Source organism: Legionella antarctica (genome assembly GCF_011764505.1).
Taxonomy (GTDB): Bacteria; Pseudomonadota; Gammaproteobacteria; order Legionellales; family Legionellaceae; genus Legionella; species Legionella antarctica.
In genome coordinates this window covers 2,008,698-2,029,504 of sequence record NZ_AP022839.1, presented here as the reverse complement: position 1 = coordinate 2,029,504, position 20,807 = coordinate 2,008,698, and the positions used below count along the sequence as shown (strand labels likewise).

Here is a 20,807-nt window from a genome sequence, read left to right as displayed (position 1 = left end):
TAAACGTTATTGAATTGCTTCGAACTTAAACACCAACCATGCTCATTTAATGAACATTTTGCAATGGTAAAGAATATCACAGGAGTTATAGTGTTGCCATTTTTAGACGATCTACTTTTTATTAAAGTAGAAAAAAAATTCATCCAGATAATTCTTCGGGTATTAATTTTAAAAATAGTATATTATTCACTTCCTTTGAATCAGGGAGAGATAATTAATTTTATTTTCAACAGGTGTCAGAAATGTTTATAAATTTTCTAAATTCTTTTCTAATTTCTGTAGGACGTTACCCTGATAAACCTGCCATTATTTTTCAAGACATAACAATTAGTTATAAAGAACTTCATCAACGCTCAAATGATTTCGCCCAATCCATTTCAGATCTGGGAAATCATACACCAATAATTCCTTTATTTATGGAGCGGGATGCAGATACTATTATTGCCATACTTGCTATTTTAAAACTCGGAAAAGTATTTTTACCCATCAGCCCTATTACACCCTGCGCCAGAATAAAATTCATTTTTGAAGATTCTCGGGCTACAGTAGTCATTAGTAATATACCTGATAAACTTAGTTCAATTATCGACCCTAAAATTAACATTCTGGTACCATCAACTATAAAAAAAACAAATCAGGATGTTCCATTATATTCAGCCAATTCAAACGATCTGGCCTATCTAATGTACACGTCTGGTAGCACGGGTAATCCCAAAGGAGTCCTCATTGAACATGGTTCAATGATGAATTTATTTTCAAGTCTTATTGCTGAAATCAAAGTAACTGAATCAGATCAATTTCTGGCCTTAACCGACTATACTTTTGATATTTCATTGATTGAATTGTTAATGCCCTTATTATGTGGCGCGACTATTTTATTGACAGAGCAAGGAACCGTGGCAGATGGGGTTAAAATTAAATATTATTTAAAAAATAATATAATTAACGTGATACAAGCGACCCCTTTAACTTGGGAAATTCTCTTAAAACAGGGTTGGAAAAACGAAGGTCATATAAAGATTCTTGTTGGTGGGGAGAAATTTAGAACACAGTTAGCAGATCATCTTGATTATATGCAGGGTAATGTCTGGAATATGTATGGGCCAACTGAAACCACTATGTGGTCTATGTGTTATCTTGTAAATAAACCGCTGACTTCTGAATCTGTCCCTTTAGGAAAAACCCTTAATAATACATTTATTGAAATTTTAGATGATCAATTAAACAGGGTAGCTCCAGGATCCCAAGGTGAGCTATACATAGGTGGTGATGGATTAGCCCGTGGGTATCTGAATAATCAGCTGCTAACCCAAGAAAAATTCATTTATCACCCAAAAACTAATATGCGACTTTATAAAACAGGTGATCTGGTCATTGCTGATGAAGATTCTCTTTATTACGTGGGTCGCAGTGACGATCAATTAAAATTTGGTGGCATTCGTATTGAAGCAGGAGAAATTGAAAACGTTATTGAGCAAGAACCATTTGTAAAGAGAGCGGTTGTTAAAGTACATGAGACGGAAGGTTACTATAAAACCCTAGCTGCTTACATTGAAGTGGATGAAGAGCAAATCTTTTCAAATAGTATCCATTCTCCAGGTTTTGATGTATCCCATTTTTTAAAAAATATCTACGATGAAACTTACTCACATGCCAATGAATTTGAACATGGAATAATTAATAATTGCGGCTGGCAAAGTTCATTTACGGGTCAATTATTTAATGTTGAGGAACTTAACGAATCGTACCATTTTATCAGAAAAATTATTGAGCAATCCGATTTAACTGATGTTTTGGAAGTGGGCTGTGGTACTGGCTCTTTATTATTGGAATATATTGATAAAGCTCAAGCTTGCACTGTTGTGGAAATATCCTCGCAGGCACTTAAATACGTCGAAAGTAGATTAAATAAACAGCAGTTGCTAAAAACAATCTTTAAAAACGAGTCTATCCTTAACGTCCACAATCATCACAAATACAGCTGTATTATTGTTAATTCCGTTATCCAATATTTACCATCAATTCATTCATTAGTGACTGCAATAACCCAACTTGTTCAGGCATCTACCCGATCAGCTACCATTATAATTGGAGATGTACGATCGCTGGAACTGATGGATGTATATTTATTGGAAAGAATCAGGAGAAATAGCGCAACTGCTGAAAAGCAACCGATTGATTTAAATGGTTTTTATTACAAATCACGAGATGCTGAAATAGTTTTATCACCTAAATTCTTTTATGCCCTGCAAGCAAATATTAAAGATATAACACATGTAGATATTTCAGTGAAACACGGGACTCATGATAATGAACTAAACTATTTTAGATACGATGTTATTTTACACATTAATAAACCTGTAGAGTATTTAACACCGATAAGTTTTTCCTATGATCCAACATTGAATATTAAAAAAATTAAGCAACTAGTAGATTCAAACCCAACTAAACCAATAATTATTGACAGTATTCCTAATGCCGCTATACAAAAACTAATACAGTTAATTGATCTGGAAATTCCACAACATGTTTCTATAGACTCATCAAATGAACAGTTTGAAAATAACAAAAATAGTCTTAATCTGGTTCTAACAGAGCTTGATTTTGAAAACAATTCACATGATCAATTTGTTCTATATGATGAAATAAAACCAACAACTTCTCTTGCAGTACACCTATACCCAAAACACGGTCCATTAGTACGATGCTTCACTAAAACTGAATATAATCATTATCGATGTTATTGCCGCGAACCTTTTAATCCCTGGCTACAAAAATTTTGCTTTGATCATATTAAGTTAAAAGTAAGCCAACACGTTGTTTCGTGGGTTAATCCCTCTGTTTATGTCTGGATAGAAAAATGGCCTTTAACAGTGAATAGCAAGCTCGATAAGAAAAAACTTCAATTGCCAATAACCCGCAATGATGCCTCTTCTTCTGAACCAAATATTCTTGAACAATTACAGGGAATGTGGCGGAATATAACCGGAGACAACGCGCTGATTAATAAAGAATTTTGGGTGCATGGCGTTTCTTCTCTTTGTATGTACTTCTTTTTAGCAACCATTAATGAAACATTTCTTGTAAGTATAAATTACCATGAGTTTCGTGAGTATAATACAATGGATAAGTTGGCCAGCTATATTGAACGGGTACTTGAGTTATCCCAATCCTAGATTACACTTCATGGTTAAACAATGGCAAAAAAAATAAAAAGGCCGAACTCATCATTACCGAAACCTACCAACGATCTTTTATTTGGTACAAATAATAAAGATGAAATTAATCCAATCATTTTATTAATAAACAGTGAACTCGTGATTCAAGATATTAATTTGTCAGGGGCACGAAAACTATTTCATAAAAACAGACAAGACCTCATCGGCCTTTCCTTTATAGAACTCTTAAAAGAGCAAAAAATAAACTATAGACCTTTGCTCAATATTTTTAACTCAAATTATCATGAGATAAAAACATTAAAGCTAGTTATTTCTCAAAAAACGTATTTTGTTACTATCACAGCAGTTCCTGTGCAACATCCTGCGTATTTCGCCATAACCATGACGGCAATTAATGAGACTTATAAAGAGCTCAAAACATACATCAATGAAATTATTAATAACTTACCGGGAGCTGTTTATTGGAAAGATAAAGATGGACATTATATGGGATGCAATAAATTTGTAGCTAAAATGGCGGGATACGATAGCCCTGAACAAATGATTGGAAAAACAGACTATGATCTCTGCTGGAATGCATTTGCCGATGAATGGCGCTTACTGGACCAAAAGGTCATTGAAGACGACTCAACTATCGTACGTGAAGAAAAAGCTCAATTATCCAATGGACAAATTATTACTGAACTAACCTTTAAAACCCCGTTAAAAAATGAACATGGTGAAATTATCGGGATTATTGGTACCTCACTTGATATCACTGAGCGTAAAGAAATGGAAGCAGCCCTTCATCAATCACAAATTGCCTTAAAAGCCGCTAATTTAGCAAAAACTGAGTTTATTGCGAATATGAGCCATGATATTCGAACACCCTTAACTGGTGTTGTAGGAATGTCCAAATTGCTTGAAGATAAAGTTCAGGATTCGAGTCAAAAACAATATGCCCAATGGCTGGGAGAAAGTGGGGCACAACTCCTGAATATGTTGAATGTGATATTGGACACCGTTTCAGCTGATAACGTGAATGAAACTGATTTACACGAGGAGCCCTTTGACTTGAATCAAGTCATACTTGATATTTTACAACTTGAGCGTCCCTCAACTTTAACAAAAGGAATTAATTTAAAGACACATGTAGATAAATCCATACCCCCTTGTCTTATTAGCGATCATACCAAGATTCATCGTATTTTATTGAACCTGCTTGGTAATGCGATTAAGTTTACTCAGACGGGGCAAATTGAGATTGATGTAAAGCTTGTAAAAAAAAGAAAAACTCACGTTTTACTCCACTTTAGTGTCTCGGATACCGGTATTGGTATTCCATACGATCTTCAAAATAAAGTGTTTGATAAATTTTTCCGTGTGACTCCATCATACAAAGGCGTCTATACAGGTCATGGCCTTGGCCTTCATATAGCCCAATCTTATGCACATTTATTAGGTGGAAAAATCAAGTTAACCAGTGAACCGGGATCAGGAACAATTTTCTATTTTGACTTATCACTAAAAATAGCCGACAACGTGCATGATGGGGTACCTTCAAAGGCTAACGAAAGGTTAGATAAAATGAAAATTCTCATGCCCTCAGTTAAATCAGTGCATGCATCAGAAATTACTAGAAATTTACCCAGATTATTACTTGTCGAGGATAACCACATCGCCCTACTTACCCTTGAAAATATTGCAAGTCAGGCTGGCTGGTTGTTCCGCAGTGCCATCAATGGAGAAACGGCCCTTATTTTAGCTAAAACTGAGTCATTTGACTTAATTATTACCGATCTTGGACTTCCCGGTATGTCAGGGATAGATTTCACTAAACAATTACGAACATTTGAAAATGGTCTACACAAGAAACCTACTCCCATTATTGGACTAACCGCTCATGCTGAGTTCAAAATAAAAATTGAATGTTTACAATCAGGAATGAACGCGACGTTTACCAAGCCCATGAATCCAGAAACCTTGGAAAAAATTAAATTGACTTACCTCTCATCTATTAATACGGCATCAATAAAACCTGAACCTACTGTAAAAGATACATCAAAAAAACTTGGGACTGATCTACCAGATTCTGAAGAAGAGCTCTTTAAACTGGAAGACTTTCCACTTTTAGATACTTATGGTGCACTTTTCAATATGGGTAATAATGAGGTGTTACTTAATAATGTTTTAAAGTGTATGACGGAACAAGAAATACCCAATGATAGTGCTGAACTTGAAAATGCATATCGCTCGAATGATTGGGAAACCATTGAAAAACTCGCACACCGCATGAAAGGTGGTTTATTATATTGTGGCACAACGAAACTAGTCTATGCCTGTCAATATCTTGAACGATATCGTAAAGCCGGGCACATCAAACTACTGGAGCCACTCTACCATCAACTATGTATGGTCATTGAGGAAACGAAAGATGAGATTAGTAAATGGCTCAAACAACGTTAACCATAAAGCTCAAATTCTCCCGTATGCGGATTGATGCAGAAAGATCGGTTGATTATTTGCCCTGCAATTGGACATTTCGCTTGTTATTTATGTATAATAGGAAAATTTTTTGTTAAATCCAGGTAGCATGAAAAATAAACACTGTTTTTTTCGAACGCCGAACCATCTGCACAGCAGAGAAATACCTGCTCATGCTCAAAATTTCACAGAATTAGGCCTCCAAAAGGCAAAATTAGACCATGTCTTTGATGACGATGATCCATCTCCTTACGCTGATTCACTCTGCAGAGCTTTATGGGGTGTTTCCTATCAACAGATTTATCGGGCACCTATATTAGGTTTTTCACTTCCTCGTACCCAGGATCCCGTAATATCTATTAGAAAAAACCCCCCGTATGTCGTGAATAATGGACGATGTCTTGATTTACCAGGATTATCGAATGACTATTTTGTTACACCTATCTGTTGGGCTACTGAAGAATTGACTTACATTGGATTAGAGTCTAAATTGTATTCCTATAATGTAATTAAGCTTCAGTCTAAGAAAATTAATGTTGGTTCTATTGCAGACTCACCGATTACCGCTTTAGCTTATAACTCTTCATTATCAGTGTTAGTAAGAGCTGGATCAGACTCCAGCCTCCAATTTATAGATACTCATTCAAATAAGCAAACTCGATTGAATCATGCAGAGTCTGCTCATACAAATATCGTGTCTGATATGAATCATGGTTTTTATATGATTGGAAAAACCAGTCATGCTCTGATCCATTATGATTTGCGTGAACATACAATAACTCATTCAGCGCAATTTCCGAATTCTATGCTCACCGGATTAGCTATAAATAAACATACTCTGGCAATTAGTACAGATGGATGTATACAACTGTACGATGCACGAAAATGGGGTAAGCCCCAACTAAATTTTGAAGGACATAATCCGCCATCAAAAGCATTAGATTTTTCTCCAAATACGGGTAAGCGAATAGTGACCGGAGGTGGGGCAGGTGACCAAACTTTAAAAGTGTGGAATACTGATACAGGAAAAATTATTGCTCAAAAGAACATGGGCAATCTAATATGTGGTGTTCATTGGTTGGATCATGATGGATTTTTTGTTACTCAAGGATGTAATAATAATGGTGTTTCATGTTGGTCAATTCAGGACTCTAAGCTTTCAATGGACGCAAGCAGTACTCTCCATAGCGATGAAATTCTATTTTCTGCTCAAAATCCCGTAAACAAGGACCAATTAATAACAGCTTCAAGTGGAATGGATGAATCATTGCGTTTCTGGTCAGTAAGTAATACCAAAAAACCAGTGAAAGTATCGGAAACCAGTTCCTCCCTAACCCTACCAATAATTCGTTAATGTTTATATTTAAAGAAGTTTTATTAGCTACGGTCTTCGAAATAATCTTTGGTTTATTTACACGGTCTTATGAACTATATTTCTAGGTTGTGACCATGCATTGACCTGGTTTTATCTAACAATCTGCCTAATTCACCTGCAGGTTTTTCCATAGGCATTTTGTGCTGCATACTTTTTGATCCATCAATACTACGAGCCTGTGTCAGGTTAATTTATACTCACTTTGGCCTTGCGTTTCAAGCAATGGGCTTATTTAAATTATCCGGGCAAGATAAATCTTTTCATCAGGTAAACTCTTAAATTTATAAGTGGGTACACCCTTCTATTCAGGCTCAGCATCGTACTAATCCAAAAACTGCAAGGCCCTGGGTTTTGAACCACTCATTGTCTCCCCCAATTGCATAGGGCTTTAATCCTGGAATTGCCTGGATGTTTGGATAACCTGTTGTGACAAAATAGCGCTGGCCGATTAAATTAAATTCTTTTGTGTCTCGTGCTGGACTAACCAAAATACGTCCTTCAGGAACTATGCAAATCAATTGCTTAATAAAATCCACTATATCTTTCTCACCCTCAATACCGTTTCGCACTCCTAACAAATAAGGAACAAAAGCGGTATCAAAAGTTTCTATTTCCTTATGAGCTATTACTTGATGCACTTCTCCAGCATAAAATTTTATATTTTTATCCAATTCAAAGCCATCTTCTTCCTTAAGCTTTATTGCATGACGAACTAATGACAACATGTAATAAATATATGCCCGCCTCAATGATTTGGGGTTAATGATCCAACACATGGTGTTTTTAAACATTCCAGAGGGTAACGTGAGAAGAGGAGGATACCAACAAGTCAATGCTGCGAGTAACTCACCAATTGAGGGGTAAGGATGTCCTTGAGAGTTATATTCTCTATAATGATAATATTTCTTAAATCCTTTTATCCAGGCTATGGTAACAGGATCTTTATCATATACCGTAACTGATTTTGCTCCAGTCTGAGCAAACAGGAACGCACTATTTCCATAACCAGGTATTACTAAGACATTCTTTCCTTCTATATCAGCCCTGATACCATATCGACCTTTCTTCTCTCCAGATAAGACCAGGGATAAATACCTTTCCGCTCCCATTGGGTAGATTAACACCTCATGATTATCAGAAATTCGTGTCACGCGCAGTTCTGATATCCATTTTATTTCTTGCTTGCTTAATATAGTATTATTAATAGCCATAGTTAATTACCCTGGGGTATACCTGGAAATGATAGGTAGGAGGCAGATTACTACACCTTAGGTAATGAACTTAGAAACTCAGTCACTTGTTTGGGGCTAAGCTCATATGTCTGGCCTCGGGTTAAAAATCTTGGCATGGAAAGCATGCCGTATCGTATTCTAATTAAACGACTTACCTCAACACCTTGAGTCTCCCAAAGACGTCTTACTTCGCGATTTCGACCTTCATTCAATATAACATGATACCAGGAGTTGGATCCCTCACCACCACGAAACTCTATATGATTAAATTTTGCAACTCCATCATCCAGAGTGACTCCTTTTTCCAAATTACGTAAAGATTCCGGACTCACTTGGCCATGCACTCTCACTGCATACTCTCTTTCAAGACCATATTTAGGATGCATTAATTGATTCGCCAATTCACCATTATTAGTAAAAATAAGTAATCCTGATGTATTAAGATCCAGGCGACCAACCTGTATCCAGCGCCCCTGTTTTAAATGAGGTAAATTATCAAATACTGTTTTATCAAATTTTGGATCATGACGACTTGAAATTTCACCCACTGGCTTATGATAAAGTAAAACTCTTGTATTTAATTTTATCTTTAATGGATTAGAGATCAATTTACCTTTTACAGTAATTTTATCAAGTGGGCCTGCTGAATCACCCAGCTTCACTGCTTTACCATTAACTTGAACCCAACCACTTTCTATCCATCGCTCCATTTCACGGCGAGAACCCAGGCCAGCCTGACTTAATATTTTTTGTACCCTTTCGCTGCTCATTCAGTAATACACTCTTCATTAGTTTGCTTTGCATTATGCACTGTCAATGTTTCCAAAACTTCGGGTAAGGATGGAAGTTCGTTTAAATAGTTTAGATTAAAATAATTCAAAAATTCTTTAGTTGTAGTATAAACAGCTGGTTTTCCAGGAACATTTTTATGACCTGCAATTCGAATCCATTCTCTTTCCATCAGAGTTTTCATTATCTGGCTGTTCACTGCAACACCACGTATTTCTTCAATATCTGCCCGAGTAACAGGTTGCTTATAAGCAATAATTGCCAAAGTTTCAAGTAATGCACGTGAATATTTGGCAGGCTTTTCAATTTGCATACGAGATACCCAGAAACTATATTCGGGTTTGGTTTGCACTTGATAGCCACTTGCAACTTGAATTAACTCAAAGGCTCGTAGTGAATAATCGGTCTTTAAGTTAACCATTACTATTTTTAAATATTCTATTGTAGGTCTTTGATTTTCATCAAAAACTTCTTGTATTTTTTCTAAAGAAATTGGTTCATTAGCACTTAAAAGTATGGCTTCAATTATATTTTTTAACTCATTCTCATCCATAATATATCATGCCGCCTGTAAATGTATGGGAGAAAATGCCTGGGTTTGGGTTAGGGTCAATAAAGATTGTCGGGCCAACTCAAGAATAGCCAGCAAAGAAACAACCAATCCCATCCGGCCCTCTTCCATGGTAAATAATTGATTGAATTCTAAAACCTTATATTGTTGCAGTTGAAGTAAAATTTGACTCATTCGTTCACGAACAGACATAATTTCCCTGGCAACTTGATGATGAGCCATACGCTCTTCTTGTTGCAATAATGCTTTCATCGCCTCAATTAGATCAGCTATCCCAACCTCAGGATGGAGCTTTAAGCTCTCCAGTTCTGAAGGCATTATTTGTATTACATAGGTGTCCCTGTCTTTTCTGGGAAGTGTGTCAAGCAATTCAGCCGCTTGTTTTATTTGCTCGTAAGCCTGTAATCTTTTCACCAACGTCATCCTTGGGTCTTCATCCTCCACATCCTCAGTATTAGCTGAAACAGGCAATAATAATCGGGATTTAATTTCAGCCAACATAGCCGCCATCAGTAAGTAATCGGCTGCAAGCTCTAATCTCTGACACTCCATCAGTTGAATGTATTGCAGATACTGCCTGGTAATGCTCATCATGGGTATGTCAAGTATGTCTATATTTTGTTTTCTGATCAGATACAAAAGTAAATCCAAAGGCCCGCTAAACGAGTCAAGTAGTACTTCTAAAGCATCTGGAGGGATAAACAAGTCATCCGGTACCTGCATAAGCTCTTTACCGTCAACTACAGCGCGTACCTCCGGTTTTACTGATAAGTCGGTACTCATCAGTAATCCAAACCCATCACTTCTCTTACAGTATTTAACGTTTTATTCGCTTCTTCTCGTGCAGATTCACTTCCTTCACTAACGATACGCTTGACCGACCCTAAATCGGCCTCGTAATCAGCGATTGATTCTTGAATAGGGGTGAGTTCTTGATTAATGGCGTCAATCACGGGTCTTTTACAATCAATACAACCAATTCCTGCAGAGCGACATCCTTTTTGAACCCAATCCTTAACTTCATTATTGGAATAAATTTTATGGAATTGCCATACAGGACATTTTTCTGGCTCACCAGGATCAGTTCGTTTGACTCGTGCCGGATCGGTTGGCATAGTCAATACTTTCTTTTCTACCTGTTCAGGCTGCTCTCTTAACATAATGGTATTATTATAAGACTTGGACATTTTTTGACCATCAATTCCTGGCATCTTAGCATTTTCGGTGAGCATGGGCTGAGGCTCTGGCAATATAATCTTACCGCTTCCTTCTAAATATCCTAACAACCTTTCTTTATCACCGATAGATAAATTTGATTGATCCTCTAAAAGCGCCTGTGCTGTTTTTATAGCCTCGTGAACGCCATTCTCTTGAAACTGTCTTCTTAATTCTTTATAAATTTTCCCATTTTTTTTGCCCATCTTAGCTACAGCTTCTACAGCTAATTCTTCAAAATTAGTCTCTTTTCCATAAATATGATTAAATCGACGAGCTACTTCACGTATTAACTCTATGTGAGCTACCTGATCTTCCCCAACAGGGACACAGTCTGCGTGATACAGTAACACATCAGCACTTTGTAATAAGGGATAACCTAAAAATCCGTATGTGGATAGGTCTTTCTCTTTTAGTTTTTCCTGCTGATCTTTGTAGGTAGGGACTCGTTCCAACCAACCTAAAGGGGTAATCATCGATAAAAGCAGATGTAATTCAGCATGCTCAGGGACCCAGGATTGAATAAAGATTGTTGATAGTCCAGGATTAAGACCACATGCCAACCAATCAATTACCATGTCCCATACATGTTTTTTAATAAAGCTGGGATCTTCATATTGGGTTGTTAAACCATGCCAATCAGCTGCAAAAAAGAAACAATCATATTGATGTTGTAATTTAATCCAGTTTTTTAATACACCATGATAATGTCCAAGATGTAATCTTCCACTGACACGCATTCCAGAAACAACTCGTTTATTGGAAGTAAATAATGCTGACATCAATATCCTCTGCTAGTTAAAAATTAAAACAATCAGTTTATGTAGAATCTATAACAAATGATACAGATCCATATTCACATTCAAGTTAACTGAATTATCTAAAGGGTTCAGGATCGCCCTTCCCTTCTCTTAAAATTACGGGATACTCACCGGTTAAATCAACTACTGTGGTAGGTTCATGACCGCAATTACCACCATCAATAATAAGGTCAGTCTGAGCACCTAAAAGATCTTTAATGGACTCCGGCTCGCTCAGCGGTGCTTGTGCGCCAGGAAGAATCAAGGTGGTACTCATTAAAGGAGCTTCCAAACAATCGAGCAAAGACAAAGTTATGGTATTGTCTGGTACTCTAAGACCTAAGGTTCTTCTCTTAGGATGAAGCATCAAACGTGGTACTTCATGAGTAGCATTAAGAATAAATGTATATGAGCCTGGCGTAAAAGCCTTCAAAAGCCTGAATATGGAATTTGATACTTTAGCGTACATTCCAAGCTGCGATAAATCACGGCAAACTAAAGTCATATTGTGATTTTTATCCAGTTGTCTTAAACGCCTTATCCGCTCAAGAGCTGATTTATTCCCAAGACTACAGCCCAATGCATAACCAGAGTCGGTTGGGTAAACAATTAATCCACCTTCTTCGATAATGGTAACTGCTTTTCTTAGCAAACGAGCTTGAGGATTATCAGGATGTAATGCGAAAAACTGACTCATAAAGTCCCCTGTTAGATGTTCCAATCATGCCAAATAGGCTTACAGTTTACTGGTAGTTGCTTCTGTCGTCCAAGGTTTATGCGAGATAATGCGTCACTATGAAAATCTGAGCCAGAAGAGGCTAGTAAATTAAACCTCATACTTGTTGCAGCCATTTCCTGGATTTGTGACACGGTCATTTCACCCGAAACCACTTCAATACCATCCCCACCAGTCTCCTTAAATTCTTTGATTAACTCATGCAATTTAGAACGCGTCAATCCGTATTTTAGGGGGTGGGCAATAACTGCTTTACCCTGTGATTCAACTATTGCCTTGACCGCTTCGGGGATACTGATCCATGGCGTGGGAATATAAGCCCCCTTACCTCTTCCTAAAAATTGTTTAAAAGCCGATTTCATATCTCTTGTTTTGCCTTCGTTTATTAAAACACGAGCAAAATGAGGACGTCCAACTCGTACATGCCCAGCCAAATCACACGCTTTATCATAAGCGTCTGATACGCCAACTAAAGACAGCGACTTACCAATTGCTACTGCTCGCTCTATTCTACTTTGATTTTGAAGTTGAATTAAATTAATTAAACATGAAGTATGATTGATTTGATAACCTAATATATGAATATCATATTTCTTCCAGCGAGTGCTAAGCTCTATCCCATTAATTATTTTAATTTTGGTGGTTGAGGCTGCTTGATTTAATGCACTATAACCAGCAACAGTATCATGATCAGTCAGAGACAAGCACAGTAACTGTTGATTTTGGGCCTTTTGTATTAATTCTTCAGGGCTTAGCGTCCCATCGGAGAAATTACTATGGCAATGGAGATCAATCATAAAAAATGAATTACTTAAAATCAAAATATTATAGCATGTATATCAGAGAAATTTGAGAATATTGCTTTATTTAATAACCTAAACTTGCAGAAGAGGCACCTTTTGAACTATTCTTAACATATGGTTATTAAATGTATCAATACTCTTGAGCAGTACACTAAGCGGCAACATCATAAAACTACCACATCTCAGTACGCAGGAAATGGCTAATCTGTGTGGCGTTTTACATAGTAATTTCAAGTTGTTAGAAGATCACTTCAATTTAACAATCAAAATCAAAAAGAATACCATAACACTCCACGGATCTTCTGAAAAGTCACTTAAAGATATCAAAGAAATATTTAATCTATTATACCCTTTGTGCTACAAACCTGTAGATACACAAACTATCCGTGTTTTAATCAATGAGGATTACCAAACAGCGATGACTCATCATGTTAAATTAGCCCGCAAATCCATTTCAGCGCGAAATAATAAACAAGCAACATTTCTTGATTCCATTGACAAATTCGGAATCACCTTTGCTGTTGGCCCCGCCGGAACAGGAAAAACCTATCTTGCTGTTTCCAAGGCTATTGAGAGCTTTGAAAAAGGTGAGGTACAAAGACTGATTTTTGTAAGGCCAGCCGTAGAAGCGGGTGAAAAATTAGGTTTTCTACCAGGCGACCTGGTCGAAAAAGTCCTTCCTTATTTGAGACCTATATACGATGCTTTGTATGAAATGATTGGTTTTAAAGAAACACAAAAAATGATTCAAAGTGACATTATCGAAGTATTACCCCTGGCGTTCATGCGTGGCCGTACTCTAAATGAATCCTTTATCATTCTTGATGAAGCCCAGAATACTACAGTAATGCAAATGAAAATGTTCTTAACCCGAATGGGGTTTGGTTCTAAAACTGTCATAACTGGCGATATCACCCAAGTTGACTTACCTAAGGGAATTGATTCAGGTCTTGCTCATGCCATCAATTTGTTCAAAAAAATTCCAGAGATAAGCATTCATACATTTACAAGTCGTGAAGTAGTAAGACATCCCCTGGTATCGAAAATTGTTGATTGCTATGACAATGAATTTACAGGAAGTAAGAAATGACTTACTACATCGACATTCAAAATGTTACTCAAGAGTCGTTACCTTTAACAGAAACTAAATTATCAAAGCTGGCCGAACTCGCCCTTAAGGGGCATCAGAAGGATGCTGAGTTAACGATACGCATCGTTAACTCAGCAGAAATGATCCATTTAAATCATACTTATAGAAAACAAAATAAAACGACTAATGTGCTGGCTTTCCCTTGTTCATTACCTGATAACATTGAACTTGAATGTCCCCTTTTGGGAGATGTTATTATTTGTCCGGAAGTGTTAATGATGGAAAGTCGAAAACTTAATAAATCACTTGAGGAGCATTGGTCTTTAATTGTAATTCATGGAGTACTGCATTTATTGGGATATGATCACGTCAGGGATGATGAAGCCATCATAATGCAGTCACTTGAAGCGGAGCTATTAGCTGAAATTGGCTATTCCAATCCTTATGACTTAGAGGTAAATGAACTTGAATAAAGAGGAAGAAGGTGGTTCGTGGTTTGTCCGATTGAAACAGTTTTTGCAAGGAGAACCACAAAATCAGGAAGAACTTGTGACTTTACTAAGAGACGCTCAGATAAGGTCTCTGATTAATTCAGAAACCCTCGCTATGATCGAAGGTGCTATCTTATTTTCAAAGATGCGTGTTCGCGACATCATGCTACCCAAAAATCAGATAGTTTCTATTAACATTGTCGATGAATATAGTGAAATTATAAAGGTTGTCACCCGAACTGGGCATTCACGATTCCCCGTGATTGGTGAAAATTCGGATGAAATAATAGGTATTCTGCATGCTAAGGACTTACTACGCTATCAACCAGGAGACTCGGACTCTTTAGATTTGCTGGATATTTGTCGGCAGGTAACATTTGTTCCAGAAAGCAGACGTCTTGACAGTTTACTCAGTGAGTTCCGTTGTAATCGCAATCATATGGCGATAGTTGTTGATGAGTATGGTGAAGTATCCGGCTTCGTCACTATAGAAGATATCATTGAACAGATTATAGGCGATATCGAAGACGAATTCGATATCGATGAGGATGCTTATATTAAAACCCACCACGATCATCATTATATCGTAAAAGCCCATACCCCTATTGAAGAATTTAATGAGCAGATGCATACTGACTTCAGTGATGAGACTTATGATACGATTGGCGGTATAGTGATGAATAGTTTTGGTTATTTACCGAAACGTGGAGATACGATTACTATCAATAAGTTAGAGTTTAAGGTGGTAAATGCAGATGCCAGAAGAATTAAGTTATTGGAGTGCATCGATAAACGCTCTGAAGATATATCAAAGATAATTGTCGAAGGATAACTAATTAATGAATAGTAATATTCTCATCATCGATGATGACACTGAATTGACTGATCTGTTAACTGAATATTTGGAACCCGAAGGGTTTAATGTAGTGTGTGTTCACGATGGTGAGAATGGTGTTAAAAAAGCTTTAAATCAAGTATTTGATGCTATTATTCTTGATGTCATGCTTCCTAAGCTAAACGGGTTTGAAGTGTTAAAATCGATCCGTGAACATCTGGAAACCCCTGTATTGATGTTGACAGCACGTGGTGATGATATAGATCGTATCGTGGGCCTGGAAATTGGTGCTGATGATTATTTACCCAAGCCTTGTAATCCTCGTGAATTGGTTGCACGCTTACGAGCTATTTTAAGACGAACTCTGAAAATCCCGATCTCACGCCCCATTATAGAACAACATAATATTGTAGTAGATTGCTCAAAACGCCATGTAACCATGGCTGGTAAATTTCTCGAATTAACTAATGCTGAATTTAATATATTAGAAATGTTAATTAAATCAGCTGGGCAAGCATTCTCAAAAGAAGAGCTGACTGAATATGCACTAGGTAGAAAATACACCGCCTATGATAGAAGCATTGATGTTCATATCAGTAATTTAAGAAATAAATTAGGCGATAATCCACAAGGTGAACCCATAGTAAAGACAGTCCGGGGGTTTGGATACATGTTTAATGCGTAGTTTGTATTGGAAAATATTTGTCTCATTTTGGTTAGCTACAATCTTAATTATTTTTACTACTGCTTGGGTTACAAGTCAAATCGCAAAAAAATCATCTCAACCCGCTCGAGAACAGGTTTTTATGGACAGTTATGCTAATGCTGCAGTTGCTACCTTTGAGTCAGGCCGACGCCTGGCTTTATTGAAATGGCTTAATCAAATTGGTATTTCGCGGCACATGTCAATTTACTTACTATCAAGTACTGGAGAGATTGTAGGTGCTCAGGCACCACCTGAAAATGTTAAAAAAGTAGCTGAAAATCTGATTAAAGATCAACTTAGCGAGGGTATTTTTAAGTCTGGAAAATTAATAGTCAGTCATGAAATTTTATCTACTTCAGGTAAATTTTACAGACTTGCTGCTGTAAGCGAAAAACCGATTTCTTATTATATTGAAATACCATGGGCAGGACTTACAATACGTTTGACTCTTGCCATCTTTATCAGTGGCCTCATTTGCTATTTACTGTCGCTTTATTTAACCCAGCCACTTCGTACTTTAGGCATGGCGGCAAAGTCAATTGCCACAGGAAAGCTCTATACTCGAGTTGGCCACTTTCGAGGCCATACAAAAGATGAAATTGCAGAGCTTAGTAACGATTTTGATCTTATGGCTGAACAATTGGAGGCTTTAGTTAGCTCCAAAGAACGCTTGCTACAAGATATTTCTCATGAATTAAGATCTCCAATAGCTCGTCTTAATATTGCTATTGAATTAGCTAGAAAGAAGACCAAGCATTTGGCAGATAACGAATTTTGTCGCATGGAGCTTGAGAGTTCAAGATTAAATGTTTTAATCGGTGAAATTTTAGATTTTGCCCGTTTAGATAAATCAACAACAGAGCTCCGATTAACAAATACGGACCTCCCTCAACTTTTATCGGAAATTATCGATGATGCCAATTATGAATTTGACAATGACTCAATTCGCGTCATAGCTCAGGGGATAGAGCACTGTCATTTACTTATCGATGAACGCCTTATTCATAGAGCGGTAGAAAATATTGTCCGTAATGCGCTCCATTATTCTGCTGCCGATCAAAAGGTTACACTTTCTCTTCGATATAACGATACTAAAGATCATATTTATATTGACGTTAAAGATAATGGCCCAGGAGTTCCAGAGGATCAATTAGAGAAAATATTCAATCCTTTTTATCGAGTTGATACGTCACGAACAAAAAAAACCGGGGGGTATGGCTTAGGGTTAGCCATTGCTTCTAGGGCAGTTGCCTTACATCATGGGGAAATTTTTTCTAAAAACATAGATAATGGTGGTTTATTAGTTCGAATTACTCTTCCTGTGCCCCCTCCCCTTGAATGTAAATTATAAATCTGCCAGGTGAAGATGCCTGTTGATGTTTCCAACTGAAACCCGAAAACAAGTCTATGAGCTTTCAACACAATTCATCCAACTCGACCCTCGCTCAAATTTGACCGTGCCTAAATCCTGTAATTTTTTCCCCCAGATCCAGGAACAAAGTGAGAAGTTGAGAGACTAATTATCTATAGGCTTATTTGCCAGTAAAAAAATTAGAGAACAGTTCATAATCATTAATATTTCACTGGATTTCAGATGTAAATTTAAGTAATATGTTCAAAAAGTTACAATCAGGATTATTTTTTAGTGAGTACCGCATCAAAGTTGGGTAAAGTAAGTAGTTTCTTCTTTTTTTCTGGATTTGTTTTTGGGAAAATTCAAAATCTTCCAATTCCTGTTGTCTCCCCTGCACTTAACGCAGTCTCTCTTACATTTTATATGATGGGATATGCCGTCTGGTTTCTCGCCAGTCATTTTTATCCCAACCATATTCCAAAAGAAGAAGAATGGTATGGTTTTGCCCAATTTAAAGAACAATACTTATTTGCTGCTACTCTTGGTCTGCTTGCAACTGGTTTAAGCATTGCCGGCTTCTTTATGCCAGTGCTTCTTATTCCTGCAGGCTGGACTTTCCTGGCCAGTAATTTCATGTGGACTTCGGGTGAATATAATAAACTCAATAGCCCCTCACCTCATGATAAAAATTTTTCTTATACCCATCAAAAAGCTTATGTGTCCTATGCCGTTACTATGACCGCTATGGGTTTTGTAGCAGCTCTTGCAACCACTGCTGTCTTCTTATTTCCTCCTGCAGCAATACCAGTTCTTATATTATCATCTATCATTGTTATTGGTTTGAGCGCTTTTGCAATAGAAAATTGGTTAGACTATACTTTTGGAGATCACAAACCCACACCAGTGGTCCAGAGCAGTCACTGTCAAATGAAAAATTCATTAGGACCTAGAGTCTTTCAGGAAGAAACAGATTCACCAGACCATTATCACGGTGAAGGCTTATTAAAATCATCTGAGGATAGCCAATCTCTTCAACCTGAAACTACCCCTCCTATTTGTGTCCAGACTTGCTCAATGCGCTAATAATTTAGTATATTCTGTCCATTACCAAGAGGTTTAGAATGAATAAAATAACTGAAAGAATGATCAGTGAGGCATATAAAGTATTACCCAATGCCTACGCACCCTATTCCCGCTTTAAAGTTGCATCGTGTATCTGTACAGATAACGATAACTTATATACTGGCGTTAATGTAGAAAACAGTTCCTATAGTTTGGCAAACTGTGCTGAATCATCTGCCATTTGCAATATGATTCTTGCAGGAGAGCAACGTATAAAAAGTATTGTTGTGGTAGCTGAAAATCGTTTATTGTGTTCACCTTGCGGAGCATGCAGACAACGAATTCATGAATTTGCAACAACAGGTACTATGGTACATATGTGCAATGAACATGTTGTCTTTCAAAGCTCAACCATTGATAATCTCTTGCCCTTGGCTTTTAATTTTAACCCTTAACTGGATGTTTATATGACTAATCCTGCAACACAAAATTCGTACCCTCATTTAGCGGCAGATTATATTAGAAACTTACTGCCATCATTTAAACCAACAGTGGGCGTTGTTTTAGGTTCTGGATTGGGAAAATTTGCCGAAGAATTAGAAGATGCTGTTTCAATAAGCTATGAAGATCTTCCGGGATTTCCTAAAGTGACAGTTCAGGGACATGGTGGAACATTAAGTCTTGGCTATTGGCAAGGTGTGGCTGTAGTTTGCTTACAAGGTCGCGCACATACTTATGAAGGCCTTGAAAACTACGATACAGTTAAAAACTATATAAGAACCTTGAAGGTTCTCGGATGTAGCTATTTTATAGCAACCAATGCATCAGGATCATTAAGAGAAGATGTTGGTCCAGGCGAGTTAATGCTGATTACAGACCACATAAACTTACAGCCCGGTAATCCGCTCATTGGGCCTAATGATGATGAGTTTGGACCTAGATTTTATCCCTTAGACAATGCATATGATAAGACCATGTGCACTGATTTATTAGCAATTGCTCAAAAAAATTCAATTAAATTAAGTCAAGGCGTCTATATTTCTGTACTGGGCCCACATTATGAAACTGCCGCAGAAATTAAGGCTTTTAAGATATTAGGTGCTGATGCTGTAGGAATGTCCACTGTGCCAGAAGTTTTAGTAGCTAATCATTGCGGTATGAAAGTTGCGGTTATTGCTATGATAACAAATTATGCAACTGGTCTTTCTAAGACAAGTCATAGTCATGAGGCAGTAGTCAATATGGCGGCCAGTGCTGCGGAAAAGCTTAATACTTTAATGAAACAGTTCATTTTAGAATTAGCGTGACTCTGGAGGCTCATTTAAATAGTGTTTTAGAGCATTTAATCGCAGATGCTGTCAGCTCAGGTATATCCATAGATCAATTAATACAATCTATGGATTTAACGCTGCTTAAAGACAATCCTTCGGATGAAGAACTGGAAAACATAAATCAGTTAGCTAAAAACCATCCAGTTGCATCGTTATGTGTTTATGCTAATCATCTTTACAAGTTTAATTTACCATCAGGATTTAATTTCGCTACAGTCGTTAATTTCCCGCATGGAAATAATGATCTAAATTCCTGCATTAAAGAAATAGACCAGTCTTTGATTCTTGGAGTCAAAGAAATAGACTATGTATTTCCTTATCAAATGTATCTTGCTGATAATAAACATGAGGCATTAAATCAATGCCGAGCTATCGCTCAATCCTGCAAACAATATGGACTTACCTTAAAAATTATTATGGAAACAGGGGCTTTTTCTGACATCGGATCTATTTATCAACTAAGCGTTAAGCTAATAGATATGGGGTGTGCTTTCCTCAAAACTTCAACTGGAAAAATTGCACAGGGAGCTTCATTATCTGCTGTATTTGCTATTCTAAGTGCTATTAAAGATTCTGAAAAAAAGTGTGGTGTTAAAATTTCTGGAGGAATTAAAACACCGAAACAAGCCCGAGAGTATGCTTATTTGGCCGAATTAGTATTGAACAAAAAAATTAATAAAGATTGGTTTCGTCTCGGTGCCAGCAGTCTTTTAGATGAATTTTTAAAGAGCAGATAATAATATGTTAACAAGCTTCAGTTCATCAAGGTAACTTG

General features: G+C 37.0%; 19 protein-coding genes. 12 read left to right on the top strand and 7 right to left on the bottom strand.

What is annotated here, in order from left to right:
* Positions 1–242 precede the first annotated feature (242 nt).
* The 3 genes from HRS36_RS09715 to HRS36_RS09705 all read left to right on the top strand — a co-directional run bounded on the left by HRS36_RS09715 (position 243) and on the right by HRS36_RS09705 (position 6,996).
* Positions 243–3,176: an amino acid adenylation domain-containing protein gene (locus HRS36_RS09715; protein WP_173237158.1), complete on the top strand. Its 2,934-nt coding sequence runs from the start codon at positions 243–245 to the stop codon at positions 3,174–3,176.
* A gap of 21 nt (positions 3,177–3,197) precedes the next feature.
* A complete protein-coding gene (locus HRS36_RS09710; RefSeq protein WP_173237157.1) occupies positions 3,198–5,624 on the top strand; it encodes an ATP-binding protein in 2,427 nt (808 codons plus the stop codon).
* Positions 5,625–5,733: 109 nt separating this feature from the next.
* Complete coding sequence (locus HRS36_RS09705; RefSeq protein ID WP_173237156.1) at positions 5,734–6,996, top strand: WD40 repeat domain-containing protein; 1,263 nt, start codon at positions 5,734–5,736, stop codon at positions 6,994–6,996.
* A 332-nt stretch (positions 6,997–7,328) separates the two neighbouring features.
* Here HRS36_RS09705 and HRS36_RS09700 read toward each other — a convergent pair whose 3' ends face one another.
* From HRS36_RS09700 to HRS36_RS09670, 7 genes are all read right to left on the bottom strand, one after another.
* Positions 7,329–8,228, bottom strand: coding sequence for an ABC transporter permease (locus HRS36_RS09700; protein ID WP_173237155.1), 900 nt, complete (start codon positions 8,226–8,228; stop codon positions 7,329–7,331).
* Positions 8,229–8,278: 50 nt separating this feature from the next.
* A complete protein-coding gene (gene rluB / locus HRS36_RS09695; protein WP_173237154.1) occupies positions 8,279–9,019 on the bottom strand; it encodes a 23S rRNA pseudouridine(2605) synthase RluB in 741 nt (246 codons plus the stop codon).
* Complete coding sequence (gene scpB / locus HRS36_RS09690) at positions 9,016–9,591, bottom strand: SMC-Scp complex subunit ScpB (protein WP_173237153.1); 576 nt, start codon at positions 9,589–9,591, stop codon at positions 9,016–9,018. Before scpB ends, rluB begins: the two co-directional genes overlap by 4 nt.
* Positions 9,592–9,597: 6 nt before the next feature.
* Positions 9,598–10,392 carry a segregation and condensation protein A gene (locus HRS36_RS09685; RefSeq protein ID WP_173237152.1) on the bottom strand — a complete coding sequence of 265 codons (795 nt, stop codon included), beginning with the start codon at positions 10,390–10,392 and terminating at the stop codon, positions 9,598–9,600.
* Complete coding sequence (locus HRS36_RS09680; protein WP_173237151.1) at positions 10,392–11,606, bottom strand: tryptophan--tRNA ligase; 1,215 nt, start codon at positions 11,604–11,606, stop codon at positions 10,392–10,394. Before HRS36_RS09680 ends, HRS36_RS09685 begins: the two co-directional genes overlap by 1 nt.
* A 94-nt stretch (positions 11,607–11,700) precedes the next feature.
* Positions 11,701–12,321 (bottom strand): L-threonylcarbamoyladenylate synthase, encoded by a 621-nt coding sequence (locus tag HRS36_RS09675; protein ID WP_173237150.1) that lies wholly within the window; start codon positions 12,319–12,321, stop codon positions 11,701–11,703.
* 11 nt (positions 12,322–12,332) lie between these two features.
* Positions 12,333–13,157 carry a PHP domain-containing protein gene (locus HRS36_RS09670; RefSeq protein ID WP_173237149.1) on the bottom strand — a complete coding sequence of 275 codons (825 nt, stop codon included), beginning with the start codon at positions 13,155–13,157 and terminating at the stop codon, positions 12,333–12,335.
* A 145-nt stretch (positions 13,158–13,302) separates the two neighbouring features.
* Between HRS36_RS09670 and HRS36_RS09665 the strand changes: the two genes are divergently transcribed.
* The 9 genes from HRS36_RS09665 (at position 13,303) to deoC (ending at position 20,769) form a co-directional block, all read left to right on the top strand.
* The gene (locus HRS36_RS09665) at positions 13,303–14,253 is read left to right on the top strand and encodes a PhoH family protein (RefSeq protein ID WP_173237148.1); all 951 of its coding nucleotides are present in this window, start codon (positions 13,303–13,305) and stop codon (positions 14,251–14,253) included.
* Positions 14,250–14,726: an rRNA maturation RNase YbeY gene (gene ybeY / locus HRS36_RS09660; RefSeq protein ID WP_173237147.1), complete on the top strand. Its 477-nt coding sequence runs from the start codon at positions 14,250–14,252 to the stop codon at positions 14,724–14,726. The genes HRS36_RS09665 and ybeY overlap by 4 nt, the downstream gene beginning before the upstream one ends.
* Positions 14,713–15,576: an HlyC/CorC family transporter gene (locus tag HRS36_RS09655; protein WP_173237146.1), complete on the top strand. Its 864-nt coding sequence runs from the start codon at positions 14,713–14,715 to the stop codon at positions 15,574–15,576. Before ybeY ends, HRS36_RS09655 begins: the two co-directional genes overlap by 14 nt.
* Positions 15,577–15,583: 7 nt before the next feature.
* The gene (cpxR, locus tag HRS36_RS09650) at positions 15,584–16,264 is read left to right on the top strand and encodes a two-component system response regulator CpxR (protein ID WP_173237145.1); all 681 of its coding nucleotides are present in this window, start codon (positions 15,584–15,586) and stop codon (positions 16,262–16,264) included.
* Positions 16,257–17,636 (top strand): two-component system sensor histidine kinase CpxA, encoded by a 1,380-nt coding sequence (gene cpxA / locus HRS36_RS09645; RefSeq protein ID WP_173237144.1) that lies wholly within the window; start codon positions 16,257–16,259, stop codon positions 17,634–17,636. The genes cpxR and cpxA overlap by 8 nt, the downstream gene beginning before the upstream one ends.
* A gap of 312 nt (positions 17,637–17,948) precedes the next feature.
* Entirely contained in the window at positions 17,949–18,722 is a 774-nt protein-coding gene (locus tag HRS36_RS09640; protein ID WP_173237143.1) for a hypothetical protein, read from the top strand.
* A gap of 38 nt (positions 18,723–18,760) precedes the next feature.
* Entirely contained in the window at positions 18,761–19,156 is a 396-nt protein-coding gene (gene cdd / locus HRS36_RS09635; RefSeq protein WP_173237142.1) for a cytidine deaminase, read from the top strand.
* Between the two features lie 12 nt (positions 19,157–19,168).
* The gene (locus tag HRS36_RS09630) at positions 19,169–20,008 is read left to right on the top strand and encodes a purine-nucleoside phosphorylase (RefSeq protein ID WP_173237141.1); all 840 of its coding nucleotides are present in this window, start codon (positions 19,169–19,171) and stop codon (positions 20,006–20,008) included.
* Complete coding sequence (gene deoC, locus HRS36_RS09625) at positions 20,005–20,769, top strand: 2-deoxyribose-5-phosphate aldolase (protein WP_173237140.1); 765 nt, start codon at positions 20,005–20,007, stop codon at positions 20,767–20,769. The genes HRS36_RS09630 and deoC overlap by 4 nt, the downstream gene beginning before the upstream one ends.
* The last annotated feature ends 38 nt before the right edge of the window (positions 20,770–20,807 follow it).